Source organism: Pseudomonas sp. P1.31, from assembly GCF_001269815.1.
Taxonomy (GTDB): domain Bacteria; phylum Pseudomonadota; class Gammaproteobacteria; order Pseudomonadales; family Pseudomonadaceae; genus Aquipseudomonas; species Aquipseudomonas rustica.
On sequence record NZ_LHVN01000005.1, the window covers coordinates 21,275 to 41,625 of the forward strand.

Here is a 20,351-nt window from a genome sequence, read left to right on the forward strand (position 1 = left end):
GACGAAAAAACGCCGCCGCTCTGTGAAAAGAGCGGCGGCGTTTTTCGTTCAGGCGACTTGGAAATATCAGGCGCCAAAACCACCGTCGATGGTCAGGCTGGCACCAGTGATGTAACCGGCTTCCGGGCCTGCCAAGTAGGCGACGAAGCTGGCGATTTCTTCGGCTTTACCGTAGCGGCCGACGGCCATCAGCGGGATCAGGCTTTCGGCGAAATCGCCGTGCGCCGGGTTCATGTCGGTGTCGACCGGGCCAGGTTGCACGTTGTTGACGGTGATGCCGCGTGGGCCGAGATCGCGGGCCAGGCCTTTAGTCAGACCGACCAGTGCCGACTTGCTCATCGCATACACGCCGCCACCGGCGAAGGGCATGCGGTCGGCGTTGGTGCTACCGATGTTGATAATGCGCGCACCTTCGCCCATGTGTTTGGCGGCTTCTTGCGAAGCGATGAACACGCTGCGAATGTTGATCGCCACGGTCTGGTCGAAGTCTTCCAGTTTGAAGTCTTCCAGCGGTGCGACGGCCAGCACACCGGCGTTGTTGACCAGAATATCCACTCGGCCAAACGCTTCGACGGTGGCGCTAACGGCGTGGCGGATGGCGGCGGCGTCGGCGCTGTCGGCCTTGATCGCCAAGGCTTTGCCACCGTTGGCGGTGATGCTGTTTTGCAACTCTTCGGCTTTGGCGGTGGAGCTGACGTAGGTGAAGGCTACTGCAGCGCCTTCAGCGGCCAGACGTTTGACGATGGCAGCGCCGATACCGCGGGAACCGCCTTGAATCAGAGCGACTTTACCGCTGAGGTGTTGAGTGGTCATGTTCGATCTCCAGAGTGTTCAAGGCGGGAATGCCTTGGTATTGGTGGCGAGTATCGACTTGGTATCGACAACTGTGTAGACCATGATTGCTATAGTCTGTGTAAACCAGAAGTTTATAGTGGTGATCATGGAAACCTTCAGCAGCATCGAATGCTTCGTGCGCAGTGCCGAGGTCGGCAGCTTTGCCGAGGCTGCACGGCGCTTGAGTCTGACCCCGGCGGCCGTTGGCAAAAGTGTTGCCAAACTTGAGGTGCGGCTCGGTGTGCGGCTGTTCCAGCGTAGTACACGCAGCCTGACGCTGACCGAGGCCGGGCAGCTGTTTTTGAATCAGGTCAGTGGCAGCCTGACCACCATTCAGAATGCCGTGGCCAATCTGTCCAGTGTCGAAGGGCTGCCGGCGGGAACGCTGAAAGTCAGCATGGGCGCCGCGTTTGGTTGTTTGCACGTCGTGCCGATGCTCGGTGAGTTTTTGCAGCGATATCCAGCGATCAGTCCGGACTGGCATTTCGATAATCGCCAGGTTGATCTGATCGGGCAGGGATTTGATGCAGCCATCGGTGGCGGCTTCGATCTGCCGCAAGGGGTGATCGCGCGCAAGTTGAGCCCGGCGCACCGGATTTTGGTGGCGTCTGCCGATTATCTACAGGCCAATCCCGAGATCACCGAGCCGGACGATCTCAGCCATCACGACGGGATTCTGATCCGTTCGCCGCAAACCGGACGCGTGCGTTCCTGGCAGTTGACCGGGCGCGATCCGCAGAACTGTCGGCCGTTGATGCTCAAGGCGCGCATGACCCTGAGCGATTCCGAAGCCGCGTGCGCAACGGCGGCGCAAGGGTTGGGGATTGCGTTGGTGAGCATGCCGTTTGCGGTGGGGTATCTGGAGTCGGGAAGGTTGCAGCGGGTGTTGCCGGAGTGGTTTGTTGATGATGGCAATATTTCGGTCTACTACGCCGAGCATAAGTTGTTGCCGGGGAAGACACGGGCGTTTGTGGATTTTTTGATTGAGCAGTTTGCGGAGCGGGGGTTGGCGCGGCGGTTTAGTGCGATTTGAGCAAACTTGATACCGAGGCGCGGCCTTCGCGAGCAAGCTCGCTCCCACAGGGTTTTGCGTTGTGCGCAAAATCTGTGGGCAACTCAGAACCTGTGGGAGCGAGCTTGCTCGCGATGAACGATAACGCGGTCTACCGGGCAAACCGCCCCGGCCAGCCAATGATGTTCTTCGGCCGCGGCGTCGCATAAGTCCGCACCTTCGACGTCGACAACCCCAACCGCACCAGCGATTCCGCAATCGTCACCGCCGCCGTCACGCCATCCACCACCGGCACGCCGGTACGACGACGAATCTGCTCATCCAGCCCGGCCATGCCGCCGCAACCCAGGCAAATCACCTCGGCCTTATCCTGCGTCACCGCCAGTTCGGCCTGATGCACGATCGCTTCCAGCGCACGCTGCGGTTCGTGTTCCAGCTCCAGAACCGCCAAACCACTGGCTCGCACCGAAGCGCAACGATCCCACAGCCCCGACAATTTCAGCCGATCCTCGATCAACGGCACGGTGCGATCCAGCGTCGTCACCACCGAATACGCGTGGCCCAAAAACATCGCGGTGCTCGCCGCCGCGTCGGTGATGTCCACCACCGGCACGTTGAGCAATTCCTGCAAACCTTCGCGACCATGTTCGCCATAACCGGCCTGAATCACCGCGTCGAACGGTTGGTCGTAGGCCATCACCCGATCCATCACGGCAATCGCGGCGAGGTAGCTTTCGAAGTTGCCTTCAATCGAGTCGGCGCCGAAAAACGGCGTCAAGCCAACGATCTCGGTACCCGATGACGCGACGGCCTGGGCCGAGCGGGCGATGGCTTGGGTGATGGACTCGGTGGTGTTGACGTTGACCACGAGAATACGCATGGGAAATCCTTATAGCGGGCAGTTCTGCGGCCCAACATCCGGGCCGCGAGGGAAATTAATGGCAGACGTTGTCGACCGCGATGGACTCGCCGCTGACGTCGGCGTAGTGCGCTTCGCGTTTGGCGATGATCAGGTAGAGCATTCCGGCGATGCCGGCACCGATCAGCCAGGAGAACGGCGAGACGCTGTGGAAACCCGGCACCAGCGCCAGCACGATGGCGATCAGCGCCGCTGGAATGAACGCGGCAACGGCGCGCAGGTTGACGCCACGGCTGTAGTAATAAGCGCCGTTCGGGTCTTCGCTGTAGAGCTGCGGCACGTTGATCCGGCCTTTGCGGATCAGCCAGTAGTCGACCATGATCACCCCGTACAACGGGCCGAGCAGGGCGCCGAGGCCGGACAGGAAATACACGATCACCAGCGGGCTGTTGTAGAGATTCCACGGCAGGATCAGCACGGCGATGGTCGCGCTGATCAGCCCGGCGCGGCGGAAGGTCAGGTACTTCGGCGCCAGGTTACTGAGCACGAAAGCCGGGGCGACGAAGTTGGCCATGATGTTCACCGCCACGGTGACGATCAGGAAGGCCAGGCAACCCAGCACCAAAAAGAACGTGTTGGGAATCGACGCGATAATTTCCGTCGGGCTTTCGATGATTCGGCCATTGATCTGAAATTGCGCGCCACAGAGCAGCACGGTAATCGCAGCGAACACCAGAATATTCACCGGCAAACCCCAGAAGTTTCCTACCTTGATGGTCTTGCGGCATGGCGAAGAGCGGGCGAAGTCGCAGAAGTTGAGGATCAACGTGCCGTAGATCGCCAGCCACAACGCGCCGCCGGCAAAGATGTTGCGCCACATCTCGCCACCGGTCAGCGGATCGCGGGTTGACCAGGCGATGGTCGCGTTGGCCTGGAAGTACATCCATGCGGCAAGCGCGGCAACGGTCAGCAGAATCACCGGCCCGGCGAACGCCTCGTAACGACGCACCATTTCCATGCCGTAGGCGAGAATCGCCAGTTGCACGAACCAGATCGCCACGAACGATGCCCAGCCCAGCGTCGACAGTCCGAGGATCGAGTTGTGGTCGTATTCGGCGAAACCGGGATGCACTGCCGTGAGCAGTACTCGTAGGACTACTGACGCCAGATACGTCTGAATGCCGAACCAGGCGATGGCGATAACCGCCCGGATCAATGCAGGAATTTGCGCACCGTGAATGCCGAAACTGATCCGGCTGATCACCGGAAACGGCACCCCGGTTTTCTGCCCCATGTAACCGGACAGGTTCATGAAGAAGTACACCAGCGCCGCGCCGATCCCCAGCGACAGCAAAATCTGCCAGCCACCCAGGCCCAACGCGTACAAGCCGATGGCGAAGGAATAGTTGGCGATGTTGTGCACGTCGTTCGTCCACAGGGCGAAGATGCTGTATTTGCCCCAGCGTCGACCTTCGGCCTTGGTTGGCGCGAGGTCGCTGTTGTGCAGGCGGGGGCTCAGTTGTAACGGTTCGGTCAGACCGTCGTAGGACGACGGTTGATCGAGGGCAGAGGCGGGCAGATTCAGCGCGATGTTATTGGAGAGACTTGTACGCATTCCGGCAGGCTCCTGATGTTCAGCGCCGCGATGACTGTGCTTAAGCCGTCAGGCTCGACAAATCTTCGTCGTGGCAGTGAAACATCACTGGTTACGGGGCATCTGCAGCCTGTACGGGATAGGGCGCTTCAGGCTTGCGGATCGAAAGTGTGTTTATGTTTTGCAGTTTTGTATACAAAACATGTATGCACTAAAGCCAGATTTGTGCCAGTTACCGATCTATGGACAGCGTTGCTCATTTCGAAAAGTTATCGATGAGCGCTAAGTGACTGAAATGTGGTGATTAAAAATTGACCGATTGAACAGGTATTTATTTTCGGTGGGGGATTTGGGCGGGGAGCAAAAGCGTGGGGATTTCGGAGGGGATGTAACCTTTCAGGGCGCGGAAGCAAAAAAGTGCACACACAAATGGCACCGATGGTGACATTCGTGTGTACACATTTTTTCAAGATCAAAAGATCGCAGCCTGCGGCAGCTCCTACATGGGAATGCGGTCACCTGTAGGAGCTGCCGCAGGCTGCGATCTTTTAGCTGTTGGACTTACTGATGATATTCCCCGCATGCAACCCACATTCTTTCTGCGTCGCTTCTTCCCACCACCAGCGCCCTTCGCGCTCGTGCTGATTTGGCAGGACAGGGCGGGTGCACGGTTCGCAGCCGATGCTGATGAAACCGCGTTCATGCAGGCTGTTGTACGGCAGCTCGAGCATGCGGATGTAACCCCAGATCTCTTCGCTGGTCATCTGCGCCAGCGGGTTGAACTTGTACAGGGTGCGTTCCGGAGTAGAGAACGCCGTGTCGATTTCCATCGCTGCCACGGCACTGCGCGTGCCCGGGCTCTGGTCGCGGCGCTGGCCGGTGGCCCAGGCTTTGACGTCTGACAGCTTGCGGCGCAGCGGTTCGATCTTACGGATGCCGCAGCATTCGCCGTGGCCGTCCTTGTAGAAACTGAACAGGCCTTTTTCCTTCACGAACGGCTCCAGTTTCGTGTAGTCCGGCGACACCAGTTCGATGTCGATCTTGTAGTGCTCGCGCACTTGATCGATGAAGCGGTAGGTCTCCGGGTGCAGGCGGCCGGTGTCGAGGCTGAACACCTTGACGTTCTTGTTGAGCTTCCAGGCCATGTCCACCAGCACCACATCCTCGGCGCCGCTGAAAGATATCCACAGGTCATCACCGAACTCGGCAAAGGCGAGTTTGAGAATGTCTTGCGCGGATTTGTTGGCATAGGTCGTGGCGAGTTCCACGACGTCGAACGTTGCACTCATCAGGGCGGCTTCCTACAGGTCGGTGGCGCTGGGCGCTCTATATGGGGCCGATGGTAACAAAAAGCTGCGCGGCTCGGGGCGCGCTGTGCGTTGCGCGAGTGGATTTGAGTCGCTAGAGTTCGGCCTCGCTCGACTCAAATAATCAATACAAACGGGAGTGTCTTGTGGAAATTGCTTGCCTGGATCTTGAAGGGGTGTTGGTGCCGGAAATCTGGATCGCCTTCGCTGAAAAAACCGGAATCGACTCCCTCAAGGCCACCACCCGGGACATTCCCGATTACGACGTGCTGATGAAGCAGCGTCTGCGCATCCTCGACGAGCACGGCTTGAAGCTCTCCGACATTCAGGAAGTGATCGCCACGCTGAAGCCGCTGGACGGCGCGGTGGAGTTCGTCAACTGGCTGCGCGAGCGCTTTCAAGTGGTGATTCTGTCGGACACGTTCTACGAGTTCTCGCAGCCGCTGATGCGCCAGTTGGGCTTCCCGACGTTGCTGTGCCATCGTCTGATTACTGACGAAACCGGGCGGGTGACCAGCTATCAGTTGCGTCAGAAAGATCCGAAGCGTCAGTCGGTGCTGGCGTTCAAGAGCCTGTATTACCGGGTGATTGCGGCGGGGGATTCGTATAACGATACGACGATGCTGGGCGAGGCGGATGCGGGGATTTTGTTCCATGCGCCGGAGAATGTGATTCGCGAGTTTCCGCAGTTTCCGGCGGTGCATACCTTTGCTGAGTTGAAGCAGGAATTCCTAAAAGCCTCCATCCGCGACCTCAGCCTGTAAGCCTGGCTAAATGATCGTTCCCACGCTCTGCGTGGGAATGCCTCAACGGACGCTCCGCGTTCGGCTTTGGATGGGACGCCGAGCGTCCCGGGCTGCATTCCCACGCGGAGCGTGGGAACGATCATTACTCAGAGGTTTTGCAGGGTTTCGAGGAGGATTCTGACTTTGGTGATCGACTCCTGATACTCAGCCTGCCAGTCCGAATCCGCAACAATCCCGCCACCGCCCCAGCAGCACACCTGCCCATCCTTGACCAACAGACTGCGAATCGCGATGGAGCTGTCCATCTCGCCGCGCACGTCCAGGTACAGCAACGAACCGCAATACAACCCGCGCCGGGTCGGCTCCAGCTCATCAATGATCTGCATCGCACGAATTTTCGGTGCGCCGGTGATCGAGCCGCCGGGGAAGCTGCCGGCGATCAAATCCAGTGCGTCGCGATCATCCGCCAATTCGCCGGTGACGCTGCTGACCAGGTGATGCACGTTCGGATAGCTTTCCAGACTGAATAACTCCGGTACCCGCACCGAGCCGATGCGGCAAGTGCGGCCGAGGTCGTTGCGCAGCAGGTCAACGATCATCAGGTTTTCCGCGCGATCCTTGGGGCTGGCCAGCAGTTCGGCGGCGTTGGCCGTATCTTCGGCTGGGGTCAGGCCTCGGGGGCGGGTGCCTTTGATTGGGCGGGTTTCCACTTGGCGCTGGCTGACTTTGACAAAGCGCTCCGGCGACAGGCTCAACACCGCGCCACCGTCAGGCAGGCTCTGGAAACCGGAGAACGGCGTCGGGCAGGCTTCGCGCAATGCGCAATAGGCCAGCCACGGATCGCCTTGGCACTCAGCGCGGAAGCGTTGAGCGAAGTTGACCTGATAGCAATCGCCGGCCTGGATGTAATGTTGAATGCGTTCGAAAGCCTGACGGTAATCGTCAGCCGAGAGATCGGCGGCCATCGGGTTGTTGAGCTTGAACGGGGTTAAAGCACTAACGACCGGCTGCGTGAACAACGAAATCAGCCGCTGCTTCTCGCTGTCAATCACGGACGGGTGAAAGACCAATTGGCTGGTTGACGTCTGGTGATCGCTGATCAGCGCCCAGTTGTACAGGCCGAAATGTGCGTCAGGCAATTGCAGATCATCGCGGGCCTGGCTTGGCAGGTTTTCCAGATGCCGGCCGAAGTCATAGCTGAGGTAACCGATCAAGCCGCCGGCGAATGGCAACTCGAAACCCAACGGTAAATCAGCCTCGCCCAAACGCTGCAAATTGTCGCGCAACCGCTGGAGGAAATGACTGCCGCTCTCGTCCGGCAATATGGCCAGTTGTTCCAGCGGCCAGGCGCTGAGCAGGTCGTAGCGACCACGGTCAGCGCTCGGCCGGCCGCTGTCGAGCAGCACGGCGCCGGGCGCGTGGCGGATGGCCGCGAAATAGTCGGCGGGATTGGCACGGTAGGGCAGCGGGTGTACGGAACAGGTCAACATGGGCGGGGCAGATCGGCCGTTGAGGCGGGGTGGGGATTGTAGTCCTCTCCGATGCCAGATCAAAGTCAAAAGCCACCCCCTCACCCCAGCCCTCCCGAAACGTCGGACCGCCCCCAAGGGGGCGAGGGGAAAGGGAGCAGATTGGGGGCTTTTCAAAAATGATCGTTCCCACGCTCTGCGTGGTAACGCCGCCATGGACGCTCTGCGTCCACTGTGACGCGGAGCGTCACGGGATGCATTCCCACGCAGAGCGTGGGAACGATCATCGGGGGAGATCAGCCTTCGACGGCGGGAATATGCCCAAACATTTCCTGAGTAAACGCCACTCGCTCTTCAGCCGTCTCGACCACCCCACGCGCCTTCAGCTCTTCCAGCCGCGCCTCAACCGCATGGGTACGCAACGTCAGCCCACAGTCGTTAGCGATCTGAATATTCAACCCGGGCCGCGCATTCAGCTCCAGAATCAGCGGGCCTTTCTCCTGATCCAGCACCATATCAACGCCGATATACCCCAACCCGCACAGCTCATAACAGCCGGCCGCGAGTTTCATGAAACCGTCCCAGTAGGGCAGTTGCACGCCGTCCACCGCGTTGGTGGTGTCGGGGTGTTTGGTGATGATGTTGTTCAGCCAGGTGCCGCGCAACGTCAGACCCGTCGCCAGATCGACACCGACGCCAATCGCGCCCTGGTGCAGGTTGGCCTTGCCGCCGGATTGCCGGGTCGGCAAACGCAGCATCGCCATCACCGGATAACCCATCAGCACAATGATGCGGATGTCCGGCACACCTTCATAACTGATGCTTTTGAAGATCTGATCCGGGGTCACGCGGTATTCGATCAGCGCGCGGTCGCGGTGGCCGCCCAGCGAGTACAAACCGGTGAGAATGCTCGAGATGTGGTGCTCAAGCTCCTCGTGGTCAACAATCTTGCCCGACACCGTGCGATAACGGCCCTCGAAGCGGTCGGCGACGACGATGATGCCGTCCCCGCCAGCGCCCTGCGCCGGTTTGATCACGAAGTCACTGCGCCCGCCGATGATCTCGCCGAGCTTGTCGATTTCCTTCTCGGTGGAAATCACGCCATACAATTCCGGCACGTGAATGCCGGCCTCGATCGCGCGTTCCTTGGTGATGATCTTGTCATCGACGATCGGGTACAGGCTGCGCTTGTTGTACTTGAGCACGTAGTCGGCGTTACGCCGATTGATGCCCATGATCCCCCGCGCTTCCAGCGCCTTCCAGGTCTTCCAGAAACCGAACATCAGGCGTCAGCCTTCTTCAGGAAAGCCTTGAAACGCACCAGTTCCGTCAGGCGGTAGCCGCGATAACGACCCATCGCCAGCATGAAGCCGACCAGAATCAGCAGGATCGCCGGGAAGGTGAACACGAAGTAAACCAGCTCCGGCACGGTCATGATCAGGTGCGCCAGGGACGCCGCGAACAGCGTGCCGATCGCGACTTTCATCGCATGGCTGGCGCCGCGTTCTTCCCAAGTGATCGACAGGCGTTCGATGGTCATGGTCAGAATCACCATCGGGAACAGCGCCACCGACAGACCACGTTCCAGACCGAGTTTATGGCTGAACAGACTGATCGCCGCGATCAACACCACGACAAAGGTCAGCACCACCGAGAGTCGCGGCAGCATTTGCAGCTTCAGGTGTTCCAGATAGGAGCGTAATGACAGGCCCAGCGCCGTGATCACGGTAAACAGCAATATACCGAAGCCCAGTTGCGTCTCGCGGAAGGCGAGGGCGATCAGTACCGGGGTGAACGTACCGAGGGTCTGCACGCCGATCAGGTTGCGCAGGATCAGGATCACCAGCACGCCGATCGGGATCATCACCATGATCATGAAGGTCTGCTGGGTCTGCAGCGGCAAGCCGTACAACGAGTATTCGAGGAAGTTGGCGTCGGTATTCTCGTCGGTCAGCTTGGCCAGACGAATCGCGTTCATCTCGCTGTTGTTCAGGCTGAAGGTCACGTTGGCTTTCTTGCCGCCGTCGACGGTGATCAGGTTTTCATCGCCGGTCCACCACAGCAGGCGGTCGGTCGGCAGGCCTTGCTCGCCGGTTTCCGGGTTGAAATACAGCCAATCGTTGCCGTTGAAGCTGCGCAGCCACAGTTCGGGCATTTGCGGTTGATCGGCGACGAGGCGGATGGTGTGGACTTTTTCCACCGGTACGTGGGCGATGGACAACAGCAATTCGACGATTTTGGCTTTGTGCGCAGTCGACGGATCGCCGGCCAGCAGCAGTTTCACATTGTCGTCGTTGAGGTTGTTGACGCGTTTGATCGCTTCGCCGATGAAGGTCTCGACGTCGGCGGAGTGTTGGCGGATCGGTGCGAGCAGGGCCTCGGCAGCGATTTTTTCCGGGCCTTCGATGGCGATGCTGTCGCGGAAAGTCGGGCCTTTGACCTTGGATTTTTCCGCGGTGTAACGCTTGGTCAGCACCAGACGGTAATAAAGGGTCTGGTTGCCCTTGGCGCGACGTGCCGACCAGGTCACCTTGCGGTTGCCGTCGACACGATTCACCGCGACGCCGTAGTTATTGGAAATGAAACTTTCATTGAGGCTGACGTAATCGCGGCTCAGCGGCGGTACGAACATCTGGATCTTCACCGGATCCTTGGTGCTGGCGACGAACTCGACTTTGGCGTCGATGTTCCACAAGTCGTCGGTAGCATCTTCGGTCACCGGGATGCCGAGTACGAAAATCTGATAGGCCGTAACCGAAACGCCCAGTAACACCAAAATGGTGATCAGGATTTTCAGGTGGAAGGTTAGAGAACGCATGGAAATTACTCGGCGGTATGAGCGGCGATGGTGCAGGCGGGTTTGCCGGCAGCGTATTTAAGACTGGGGTCGACCAGCGCGTCGAAGCGTTTCAACGCTTCGGAGCCGATCAAAAGCGGGTATTGGAACGCACTTCGGTCGGTCAGGTTCACTTCGATGCTGCGCATCGCCGTGCCCATGCAGATATCCAGCTCGATTACCGGACGGGCGGTGTACTTCTTGCCTTCTTCCGGGTCGTAGTCGCCGGCGCGGCGTTTGATTTTGCTGACGCGGGCCAGTGGCCGTTCGATCGGGTGCGAATGCGCTGCGTCGATCGCCAGGTAGAAACGTACCCAGGACTCACCGTTGCGTTTAAAGCGTTTGATGTCGCGGGCACTCAGCGAGGCGGTTTTCGCGCCCGTGTCGAGTTTGGCCGCGACTTCGAGATTGATGCCGTCAAGCGAAGCGTATTCGTTGAGGCCGTACACGGTTTTTTCCCCCGCGGCGGCGAGGCCGGGCAGGCAAAACAGGGCAAAGAATGTGGGAAAAGGCTTGAGTCTCATAAATCCTGGTGCGCAGCGTTCCGTGGTCGGTTCAGGTGCCTGGCAAGACTTGCGCAAGCGCCTGCGTGTGCCTGGCAGCTTTTTATGACAAGCCGTACAAATGGCCAGCAAATGCGGGCGGCATTCTAGCACGGTGGTTTTATGGCGCCAGCGCCTGCACCGGTCTATAACCCACGGAGATTACTGTGGGAGCGAGCTTGCTCGCGAAAGCGGTAGATCAGTCGACATTGATGTTGAATGTCAGTCCGTCTTCGCGAGCAAGCTCGCTCCCACAGGGTCAAGTGTTAAGGGAAGGTTGCCTGTGGTTATTAGACGATTGTCGACAATACCCATTTATCCTTTGACTGATTCGGCTGAATTAGCTAGTTTTTGCCGCATTGGATTTAAAGGTGTCGACAATCATGCTGGATCAACTCGATCCCCCGGTCATCAACGGTGACGATTCCGAAACGCTCTCGGAAAACGTCTTCCGGCGTATTCAGGCGGCCATCGTCAAAGGCGAGATCGCCCCGGGCAGCAAAATCTCCGAGCCGGAACTGGCGCGCACTTACGGCATCAGCCGTGGACCGTTGCGTGAGGCGATTCACCGACTCGAAGGCCAGCGCCTGTTGGTGCGCGTCCCGCACGTCGGCGCGCGCGTGGTCTCGCTCAATCATGCCGAGCTGATCGAACTCTACGAAATCCGCGAATCCCTCGAAGGCATGGCCTGCCGTCTGGCGGCCGAGCGCATGAGCGTCGAAGAAATCGACGAACTGCGCCGGGTGCTGGAAACCCACGAGCGCGACGCCGCGTTTCAGGCCGGCGTCGGCTACTACCAGCAGGAAGGCGATTTCGACTTTCACTACCGGATCATTCAGGGCAGCGGCAACCGCACGCTGACGCAGATGCTCTGCGGCGAGCTGTATCAACTGGTGCGCATGTACCGCATCCAGTTTTCCACCACGCCGAACCGCCCACGCCAGGCCTTTGCCGAACACCACCGGATTCTCGATGCCATCGCCGACCGTGACGGCGAGCTCGCGGAATTGTTGATGCGCCGCCACATCGGCGCCTCGAAACGCAACATCGCCCGTCATTACCAGGACGGCGCCCACAATAAGACAGCCACTGAACGAGGTGAGTCATGAGTTCCAAGCACAGCACTCCAGGCCAGCGTTTCCGCGATGCGGTCGCCAGCGAGCATCCATTGCAAGTGGTCGGCGCGATCAACGCCAACCACGCGCTGCTGGCCAAGCGCGCCGGTTTCAAGGCGATCTACCTGTCCGGTGGCGGGGTGGCCGCAGGCTCGCTCGGCGTGCCGGATCTGGGCATCACCGGTCTGGATGACGTGCTCACCGACGTGCGCCGCATCACCGACGTTTGCGATCTGCCGCTGCTGGTCGATGTCGACACCGGTTTCGGCTCTTCGGCGTTCAACGTCGCGCGCACGGTGAAGTCGATGATCAAGTTCGGCGCGGCGGCGATTCATATCGAAGATCAGGTTGGCGCCAAGCGCTGTGGCCACCGTCCTAATAAAGAGATCGTCAGCCAGCAGGAAATGGTCGACCGCATCAAAGCCGCCGTCGATGCGCGCACCGATGACAGCTTTGTGATCATGGCGCGTACCGATGCGCTGGCGGTGGAAGGTCTGGAATCGGCACTGGATCGCGCCGCCGCGTGCATCGAGGCTGGCGCCGACATGATTTTCCCGGAAGCCATCACCGAGCTGGAGATGTACAAGCTGTTCGCCAACCGTGTGAAAGCGCCGATTCTGGCCAACATCACCGAGTTCGGCTCGACGCCGCTGTACACCACCGAGCAACTGGCCGGCGCCGATGTGTCGCTGGTGCTGTATCCGCTGTCGGCGTTCCGCGCGATGAACAAGGCTGCGGAAAACGTCTACACCGCGATCCGCCGCGACGGCACGCAACAGAATGTCATCGACACCATGCAGACTCGCATGGAGCTTTACGATCGCATCGATTACCACACGTTCGAGCAGAAGCTCGATGCGTTGTTTGCTGCGAAGAAATAAAGATCAAAAGATCGCAGCCTGCGGCAGCTCCTACAGTGCAACGAGGCTGCGATCTTTTCGCCACACTCCCTAACAAATTCAAGATTGGAGATAGAAATGGCCGAAGCAAAAGTACTCAGTGGCGCCGGGCTCCGTGGCCAGGTTGCCGGGCAAACCGCACTGTCCACCGTGGGCCAGGCCGGTGCCGGGCTGACCTATCGCGGTTACGACGTGCGCGAACTGGCAGCCGATGCGCAATTTGAAGAAGTCGCCTACCTGCTGCTCTACGGCGAGCTGCCGACCCAGGCGCAACTCGACGAATACCAAGGCAAGCTGAGCAAGCTGCGCGACCTGCCGCAAGCGCTGAAGGAAGTGCTCGAACGCATCCCCGCCGACGCCCACCCGATGGACGTGATGCGCACCGGTTGCTCGTTCCTCGGCAATATCGAGCCGGAGAAAGATTTCTCCGAGCAGCGCGACAAGACCGACCGTTTGCTCGCCGCATTCCCGGCGATCATGTGCTACTGGTATCGCTTCAGCCACGACGGCAAGCGCATCAACTGCGTGAGCAGCGAGCCAACCATCGGCGGCCACTTCCTGCACCTGCTGCACGACAAGAAGCCAAGCGAACTGCACGTCAAAGTGATGAACGTGTCGCTGATCCTTTACGCCGAACACGAATTCAACGCCTCGACCTTCACCGCCCGCGTTTGCGCCTCGACGCTGTCCGATCTGTATTCCTGCGTCACCGCAGCCATCGGTTCGCTGCGCGGTCCGTTGCATGGCGGCGCCAACGAAGCGGCGATGGAAATGATCGAACGCTTCTCGTCGCCTGAAGACGCGATCAAAGGCACCCTCGGCATGCTCGAGCGCAAGGACAAGATCATGGGCTTCGGCCACGCGATCTATAAGGACAGCGACCCGCGCAACGAAGTGATCAAAGGCTGGGCGAAACAGCTGGCAGATGAAGTCGGTGACAAGGTGTTGTTCCCGGTTTCCGAAGCGATCGACAAGACCATGTGGGAACAGAAAAAACTCTTCCCGAACGCCGATTTCTACCATGCCTCGGCGTACCACTTCATGGGCATTCCGACCAAGCTGTTCACGCCGATCTTCGTCTGCTCGCGCCTGACCGGCTGGGCCGCGCACGTGTTCGAACAGCGCGCCAACAACCGCATCATCCGCCCAAGCGCCGAGTACATCGGCGTCGAACAGCGCAAGTTCGTGCCAATCGAACGTCGCTGAATGGTGAGTGCCAACTCCTGATCGCAATCCCTGTAGGAGCTGTCGAAGGCTGCGATCTGTTGATCTTGATCTTGAAAACAAAGATCAAAAGATCGCAGCCTTCGGCAGCTCCTACAGGGGGGATCGGCGAGAAGGCATCACCCTTTGAAATTACCGTGACCCGAGTCCTGACCCGATGAACACAGAATTCCGCAAAACCCTGCCCGGCAGCCCTCTGGATTATTTCGACGCCCGCGCGGCGGTCGAAGCGATTCAGCCCGGCAGTTACGACACCCTGCCGTACACCTCCCGCGTGCTGGCGGAAAACCTGGTGCGTCGCTGCGACCCGGCCACGCTCACCGATTCCCTCAAGCAACTGATCGAACGCAAACGCGACCTCGATTTCCCGTGGTTTCCAGCGCGTGTGGTCTGCCACGACATTCTCGGCCAGACCGCGCTGGTCGACCTCGCTGGTCTGCGCGACGCGATCGCGTTGCAGGGTGGCGACCCGGCGCAAGTCAACCCGGTAGTGCCGACGCAACTGATCGTTGACCACTCGCTGGCCGTCGAGGCCGGTGGTTTCGATGCCCAGGCGTTCGAGAAAAACCGCGCCATCGAAGACCGGCGCAACGAAGACCGCTTCCACTTCATCAACTGGACGAAAAAGGCCTTCAAGAACGTCGACGTCATCCCGCCGGGCAACGGCATCATGCACCAGATCAACCTGGAGAAAATGTCTCCGGTGATCCAGGTGCGTGAAGGCGTGGCGTTCCCCGACACTTGCGTTGGCACCGACAGCCACACGCCGCACGTCGATGCCTTGGGCGTGATCGCCATCGGTGTCGGCGGCCTCGAAGCCGAGAGCGTGATGCTCGGCCGCGCCTCGTGGATGCGTCTGCCGGAAAGCGTCGGTGTTGAACTGACCGGCAAGCTGCAACCGGGCATCACCGCCACCGACATGGTGCTGGCGCTGACCGAATACCTGCGCAAACAAAAGGTCGTTGGCGCATGGCTGGAGTTCTTCGGCGAAGGCGCCGCTGCGCTGACCCTCGGCGACCGCGCGACCATCTCCAACATGGCCCCGGAATACGGCGCCACGGCAGCGATGTTCTACATCGATCAGCAGACCATCGATTACCTGAAACTCACCGGTCGTGAAGACCAGCAAGTGCAGTTGGTCGAGCAATACGCCAAGCTGACCGGCCTTTGGGCAGACAGCCTGAAAGGCGCGCAATACGAGCGCGGTCTGACTTTCGATCTGTCTTCGGTGGTGCGCAACATGGCCGGCCCGAGCAACCCGCACGCCCGCGTCGCGACCTCGGATCTGGCGGCCAAAGGCATCTCCGGTCAGTGGGAAGAAGTCCCCGGGCAAATGCCTGACGGCGCGGTGATCATCGCCGCCATCACCAGTTGCACCAACACCAGCAACCCGCGCAACGTCATCGCCGCTGGCCTGATCGCGCGCAACGCCAACAAGCTCGGCCTGACCCGCAAACCGTGGGTGAAATCCTCGCTGGCGCCGGGTTCGAAAACCGTCGCGCTGTACCTCGACGAAGCGGGGCTGACCACTGAACTGGAGCAGCTCGGTTTCGGCGTCGTCGCCTTCGCCTGCACCACGTGCAATGGCATGTCCGGCGCGCTCGATCCAGTGATCCAGCAAGAGATCATCGACCGCGATCTGTATGCGACTGCGGTGCTCTCGGGCAACCGCAACTTCGACGGCCGCATTCACCCGTACGCCAAGCAAGCGTTCCTCGCTTCGCCGCCACTGGTGGTCGCTTACGCCATCGCCGGCACCATCCGTTTCGACATCGAAAAAGATGTGTTGGGCGTGGTCGACGGCAAGGAAATTCGCCTGAAAGACATCTGGCCAAGCGACGAAGAAATCGACGCCGTGGTGAAGTCTTCGGTCAAGCCTGAGCAGTTCCGTCAGGTCTACATTCCGATGTTCGCCGTCCACGAAGACACCGGCCCGAAAGTCACGCCGCTGTACGACTGGCGCGAGATGAGTACCTACATTCGCCGTCCGCCGTACTGGGAAGGCGCGTTGGCCGGCGCGCGTCCGCTGAAGGGCATGCGCCCGCTGGCGGTGCTGCCCGACAACATCACCACCGATCACCTGTCGCCTTCGAACGCGATCATGCTCGACAGCGCCGCTGGCGAATACCTGGCGAAAATGGGCCTGCCGGAAGAGGACTTCAACTCGTACGCAACGCACCGTGGCGACCACTTGACCGCACAGCGCGCGACCTTCGCCAACCCGAAACTGTTCAACGAAATGGTCGTGGAAAACGGCAAGGTCAAACAGGGTTCGCTGGCGCGGGTCGAGCCGGAAGGCAAGGTCATGCGCATGTGGGAAGCCATCGAAACCTACATGGAACGCAAACAGCCGCTGATCATCATCGCCGGCGCCGATTACGGTCAGGGTTCGTCCCGCGACTGGGCGGCGAAAGGCGTGCGTCTGGCCGGTGTCGAAGCGATTGCCGCTGAAGGTTTCGAGCGCATTCACCGCACCAACCTGGTGGGCATGGGCGTGCTGCCGCTGGAGTTCAAAGCAGGCACCGACCGTCACACCTTGGCCATCGACGGCAGCGAAACCTACGACGTGATCGGCGAGCGCAAACCGCGCGCGGACCTGACGCTGGTGATCCATCGCAAGAACGGCGAGCGCGTTGATGTGCCGGTGACTTGCCGTCTGGATACCGCTGAAGAAGTGTCGATCTACGAGGCCGGCGGCGTGTTGCAACGTTTCGCTCAGGACTTCCTTGAAGAGTCGGCGGTTGCCGTTTAAATCTACTGATGCAGGCGTGAGATCTCGGTCTCACGCCTGTGGATAAGGAGCACCATGGCTCACGCACCTACTTTCGCACCGCAGATCAAAATCCCCGCCACCTACATGCGAGGCGGCACCAGCAAAGGCGTGTTTTTCAGCCTCAAGGATTTGCCCGAAGCAGCGCAGATTCCCGGGCCGGTTCGCGACGCTTTATTGCTGCGCGTGATCGGCAGCCCCGACCCGTACGACAAGCAAATCGACGGCATGGGCGGCGCCACTTCAAGCACCAGCAAAACCGTGATCCTGTCGAAAAGCCTCAAGGCTGATCACGACGTCGATTACCTGTTCGGTCAGGTCTCCATCGACAAGCCATTCGTCGACTGGAGCGGCAACTGCGGCAACCTCTCGGCAGCGGTCGGCTCGTTCGCCATCAGCAATGGCTTGGTCGAGGCCAGCCGCATTCCGCACAACGGTGTTGCGGTGGTGCGCGTGTGGCAGGCCAACATCGGCAAAACCATTATTGCCCACGTGCCGATCACCAACGGCGAAGTGCAGGAAACCGGTGATTTCGAGCTCGACGGCGTGACTTTCCCGGCCGCCGAAGTGCAAGTCGAATTCATGGATCCGGCGGCGGAAGAAGAGGGCGGCGGTGGCTCGATGTTCCCCACCGGTAACTTGGTCGATGAGCTGGAAGTGCCGGGGGTTGGCACGTTCAAGGCGACCATGATCAACGCCGGCATCCCGACGATTTTCGTCAACGCCGAAGACATCGGTTACACCGGCACCGAGTTGCAAGGCGCGATCAACAGCGATCCGAAAGCGCTGCAAATGTTCGAGACGATTCGTGCGTATGGCGCGCTGCGCATGGGCCTGATTGCCAATCTGGATGAAGCGGCGAAACGGCAACACACGCCGAAAGTCGCGTTTGTTGCCAAGCCTGCGGATTATGTGGCTTCCAGTGGTAAGGCGATTGGCGCTGGTGATGTCGATTTGCTGGTGCGCGCGTTGTCGATGGGCAAGTTGCACCACGCGATGATGGGCACGGCGGCGGTGGCGATTGGTACGGCGGCGGCTATTTCCGGCACCTTGGTGAACCTCGCGGCGGGTGGCGTTGAACGCAATGCCGTGCGCTTCGGGCATCCGTCCGGGACGTTGCGGGTTGGTGCTGAAGCCAGTCTGGAAAACGGCGAGTGGATCGTCAAAAAAGCCATCATGAGCCGCAGTGCTCGGGTGCTGATGGAAGGCTACGTGCGCGTCCCCGGAGATTCTTTCTGACTAGCGAACCTTTTCCCTCACCCCAGCCCTCTCCCGGAGGGAGAGGGGGCCGACCGAGGTGTCTGGAGATGTACATCGACCTGAAAGATCGAGTCGATTATGGATTCAGGGGCCGACCGAAGTGTTTGAGATTGTGAATTGACCAGATCGATTATGGATTCAATGTAGATCGTTCACGTCGGTGCACCTCTACAACATCCCCCAATCAGTCCCCTCTCCCTCGGGAGAGGGCTAGGGTGAGGGGCCACCCACAGAAGAAACGCAAATCAAGCAGGCATCCCAGACCTGCAATCAACCAACCCAGCCAAGCCCTGAGGAAGACCGCACCACTCATCATTCCCGCACAGGAGAACCGCAATGAGCGCCAACGTCGACCTGAACAACCGCCCCGACTACGACCGTGTCCTGCAGGACATCGCCGACTACGTCCTCACCTTCAAAGCCGAATCCACCGAAGCCCTCGACACCGCCCGCAACTGCCTGATGGACACGTTAGGCTGCGGCCTGCTCGCACTGCGTTTCCCTGAATGCACCAAACACCTCGGCCCGATCGTCGAAGGCACCGTTGTGCCGTTTGGCGCGCGCGTCCCCGGCACTTCCTATCGTCTCGACCCGGTCAAAGCCGCGTGGGACATCGGTTGCATCGTTCGCTGGCTCGACTACAACGACACCTGGCTCGCCGCCGAGTGGGGCCATCCATCCGACAACCTCGGTGCGATTCTCGCGGTGGCCGATCATCTCTCGCAAAAACGCGTGGCCAACGCTGAAGCGCCACTGACGATCCGCGATGTGCTCGAAGCGATGATCATGGCCCACGAGATTCAAGGCGTGATCGCCCTGGAAAACTCCTTCAACCGCGTAGGACTTGATCACGTCATTCTGGTGAAAGTCGCCTCCACCGCCGTCACCGCCAAACTGATGGGCGCCAATCGCGAACAACTGTTGTCGGCGTTGTCCCATGCATTCGCCGACGGCCAAGCGCTGCGCACTTATCGTCATGCCCCCAACGCCGGCTCGCGAAAATCCTGGGCGGCGGGGGATGCGTCGAGTCGTGGCGTGCGCCTGGCCGACATCGCCATGCGCGGCGAGATGGGCATTCCCGGGGTGCTGACGGCAAAACAGTGGGGCTTTTATGACGTGCTGTTCAGCCACGGCAACAACGATCTGGCGCTGAAACCGGAAGACAAACGCGCTTTCAGTTTCTCGCGCGCGTTCGGCAGTTACGTGATGGAAAACGTCCTGTTCAAAATCAGCTTCCCCGCCGAATTCCATGCGCAAACGGCCTGCGAAGCGGCGGTGACCTTGCACCCGCAAGTGCGCAATCGTCTGCACGAAATCGACCGCATCGTCATCACCACTCACGAATCGGCGATCCGCATCATTTCCAAAGTCGGGCCGCTGGCCAATGCCGCTGACCGTGACCACTGCATCCAGTACATGACCGCCGTGCCGCTGGCCTTCGGCAATCTGGTCGCCGAGCAATACGAAGACGATTTCCACAAGGCGCACCCGATCATCGATGTGCTGCGCGAGAAAATAGTCATCGTCGAGGAGCCGCGTTTCACCCGCGAATACCTGGAGCCTGACAAGCGCTCGATTGCCAACGCCGTGCAGGTATTTTTCAAGGATGGCAGCAGCAGCGAAAACGTCGTCGTGGAATACCCGATCGGCCATCGTCGCCGCCGCGCCGAGGGCATTCCGTTGCTCGAAGACAAATTCAAAGCCAATCTGGCCACGCGTTTTACCGGCCAGCGCAGCGGCGAGATCTTCGCACTGTGCAAGGATCAAACCCGACTCGAGTCCACCCCGGTAAATCGCTTCGTCGACCTGTTCGTGATCTGACGATCGACGCCGCCCTGGCTGGATGAAACCGATCCATGTAGGAGCTGCCGCAGGCTGCGATCT

Annotated in this window: 16 protein-coding genes; 8 read left to right on the forward strand and 8 right to left on the reverse strand. The window is 59.9% G+C overall.

Annotated elements, in window-relative coordinates:
• Positions 1-66: 66 nt before the first annotated feature.
• Positions 67-813 carry a 3-oxoacyl-ACP reductase family protein gene (locus tag AD669_RS02740; protein ID WP_053116857.1) on the reverse strand — a complete coding sequence of 249 codons (747 nt, stop codon included), beginning with the start codon at positions 811-813 and terminating at the stop codon, positions 67-69.
• 127 nt (positions 814-940) lie between these two features.
• Here AD669_RS02740 and AD669_RS02745 point away from each other — a divergent pair, with 127 nt between their 5' ends.
• A complete protein-coding gene (locus tag AD669_RS02745; protein WP_053116858.1) occupies positions 941-1,867 on the forward strand; it encodes a LysR family transcriptional regulator in 927 nt (308 codons plus the stop codon).
• Between the two features lie 130 nt (positions 1,868-1,997).
• On the opposite strand, the gene AD669_RS02750 is transcribed toward AD669_RS02745, so the two are convergent.
• The 3 genes from AD669_RS02750 to AD669_RS02760 all read right to left on the reverse strand — a co-directional run bounded on the left by AD669_RS02750 (position 1,998) and on the right by AD669_RS02760 (position 5,588).
• Positions 1,998-2,726 (reverse strand): aspartate/glutamate racemase family protein, encoded by a 729-nt coding sequence (locus tag AD669_RS02750; RefSeq protein WP_053116859.1) that lies wholly within the window; start codon positions 2,724-2,726, stop codon positions 1,998-2,000.
• A 55-nt stretch (positions 2,727-2,781) separates the two neighbouring features.
• The gene (locus AD669_RS02755; protein ID WP_053116860.1) at positions 2,782-4,320 is read right to left on the reverse strand and encodes an NCS1 family nucleobase:cation symporter-1; all 1,539 of its coding nucleotides are present in this window, start codon (positions 4,318-4,320) and stop codon (positions 2,782-2,784) included.
• A 527-nt stretch (positions 4,321-4,847) separates the two neighbouring features.
• Positions 4,848-5,588, reverse strand: a complete 741-nt coding sequence (locus AD669_RS02760) for a phosphoadenylyl-sulfate reductase (RefSeq protein WP_053116861.1) — start codon at positions 5,586-5,588, stop codon at positions 4,848-4,850.
• A gap of 164 nt (positions 5,589-5,752) precedes the next feature.
• Here AD669_RS02760 and thrH point away from each other — a divergent pair, with 164 nt between their 5' ends.
• Positions 5,753-6,370, forward strand: a complete 618-nt coding sequence (gene thrH / locus AD669_RS02765) for a bifunctional phosphoserine phosphatase/homoserine phosphotransferase ThrH (RefSeq protein WP_053116862.1) — start codon at positions 5,753-5,755, stop codon at positions 6,368-6,370.
• Between the two features lie 128 nt (positions 6,371-6,498).
• Here thrH and pabB read toward each other — a convergent pair whose 3' ends face one another.
• The 4 genes from pabB to AD669_RS02785 all read right to left on the reverse strand — a co-directional run bounded on the left by pabB (position 6,499) and on the right by AD669_RS02785 (position 11,181).
• Positions 6,499-7,842, reverse strand: a complete 1,344-nt coding sequence (pabB, locus tag AD669_RS02770; RefSeq protein WP_053116863.1) for an aminodeoxychorismate synthase component I — start codon at positions 7,840-7,842, stop codon at positions 6,499-6,501.
• 275 nt (positions 7,843-8,117) lie between these two features.
• On the reverse strand, positions 8,118-9,104 hold the full coding sequence (locus AD669_RS02775) for an alpha-L-glutamate ligase-like protein (protein WP_053116864.1): 987 nt from the start codon (positions 9,102-9,104) through the stop codon (positions 8,118-8,120).
• Positions 9,104-10,639: an inactive transglutaminase family protein gene (locus AD669_RS02780; protein ID WP_053116865.1), complete on the reverse strand. Its 1,536-nt coding sequence runs from the start codon at positions 10,637-10,639 to the stop codon at positions 9,104-9,106. Before AD669_RS02780 ends, AD669_RS02775 begins: the two co-directional genes overlap by 1 nt.
• A gap of 5 nt (positions 10,640-10,644) precedes the next feature.
• Positions 10,645-11,181 (reverse strand): ATP-dependent zinc protease, encoded by a 537-nt coding sequence (locus tag AD669_RS02785; RefSeq protein ID WP_053116866.1) that lies wholly within the window; start codon positions 11,179-11,181, stop codon positions 10,645-10,647.
• A gap of 404 nt (positions 11,182-11,585) precedes the next feature.
• On the opposite strand from AD669_RS02785, the gene AD669_RS02790 reads away from it, so the two are divergent.
• From AD669_RS02790 to prpD, 6 genes are all read left to right on the forward strand, one after another.
• Positions 11,586-12,308 carry a GntR family transcriptional regulator gene (locus tag AD669_RS02790; RefSeq protein ID WP_172680069.1) on the forward strand — a complete coding sequence of 241 codons (723 nt, stop codon included), beginning with the start codon at positions 11,586-11,588 and terminating at the stop codon, positions 12,306-12,308.
• A complete protein-coding gene (gene prpB, locus AD669_RS02795) occupies positions 12,305-13,195 on the forward strand; it encodes a methylisocitrate lyase (protein WP_007916432.1) in 891 nt (296 codons plus the stop codon). The genes AD669_RS02790 and prpB overlap by 4 nt, the downstream gene beginning before the upstream one ends.
• Before the next feature lie 96 nt (positions 13,196-13,291).
• A complete protein-coding gene (gene prpC, locus AD669_RS02800) occupies positions 13,292-14,419 on the forward strand; it encodes a 2-methylcitrate synthase (protein WP_053116868.1) in 1,128 nt (375 codons plus the stop codon).
• A gap of 175 nt (positions 14,420-14,594) precedes the next feature.
• Positions 14,595-17,189 carry a Fe/S-dependent 2-methylisocitrate dehydratase AcnD gene (gene acnD, locus AD669_RS02805; protein ID WP_053116869.1) on the forward strand — a complete coding sequence of 865 codons (2,595 nt, stop codon included), beginning with the start codon at positions 14,595-14,597 and terminating at the stop codon, positions 17,187-17,189.
• A 54-nt stretch (positions 17,190-17,243) separates the two neighbouring features.
• Positions 17,244-18,446, forward strand: coding sequence for a 2-methylaconitate cis-trans isomerase PrpF (gene prpF / locus AD669_RS02810; protein WP_053116870.1), 1,203 nt, complete (start codon positions 17,244-17,246; stop codon positions 18,444-18,446).
• Positions 18,447-18,803: 357 nt separating this feature from the next.
• Positions 18,804-20,288 (forward strand): 2-methylcitrate dehydratase, encoded by a 1,485-nt coding sequence (gene prpD, locus AD669_RS02815; protein WP_053116871.1) that lies wholly within the window; start codon positions 18,804-18,806, stop codon positions 20,286-20,288.
• Positions 20,289-20,351 lie beyond the last annotated feature (63 nt).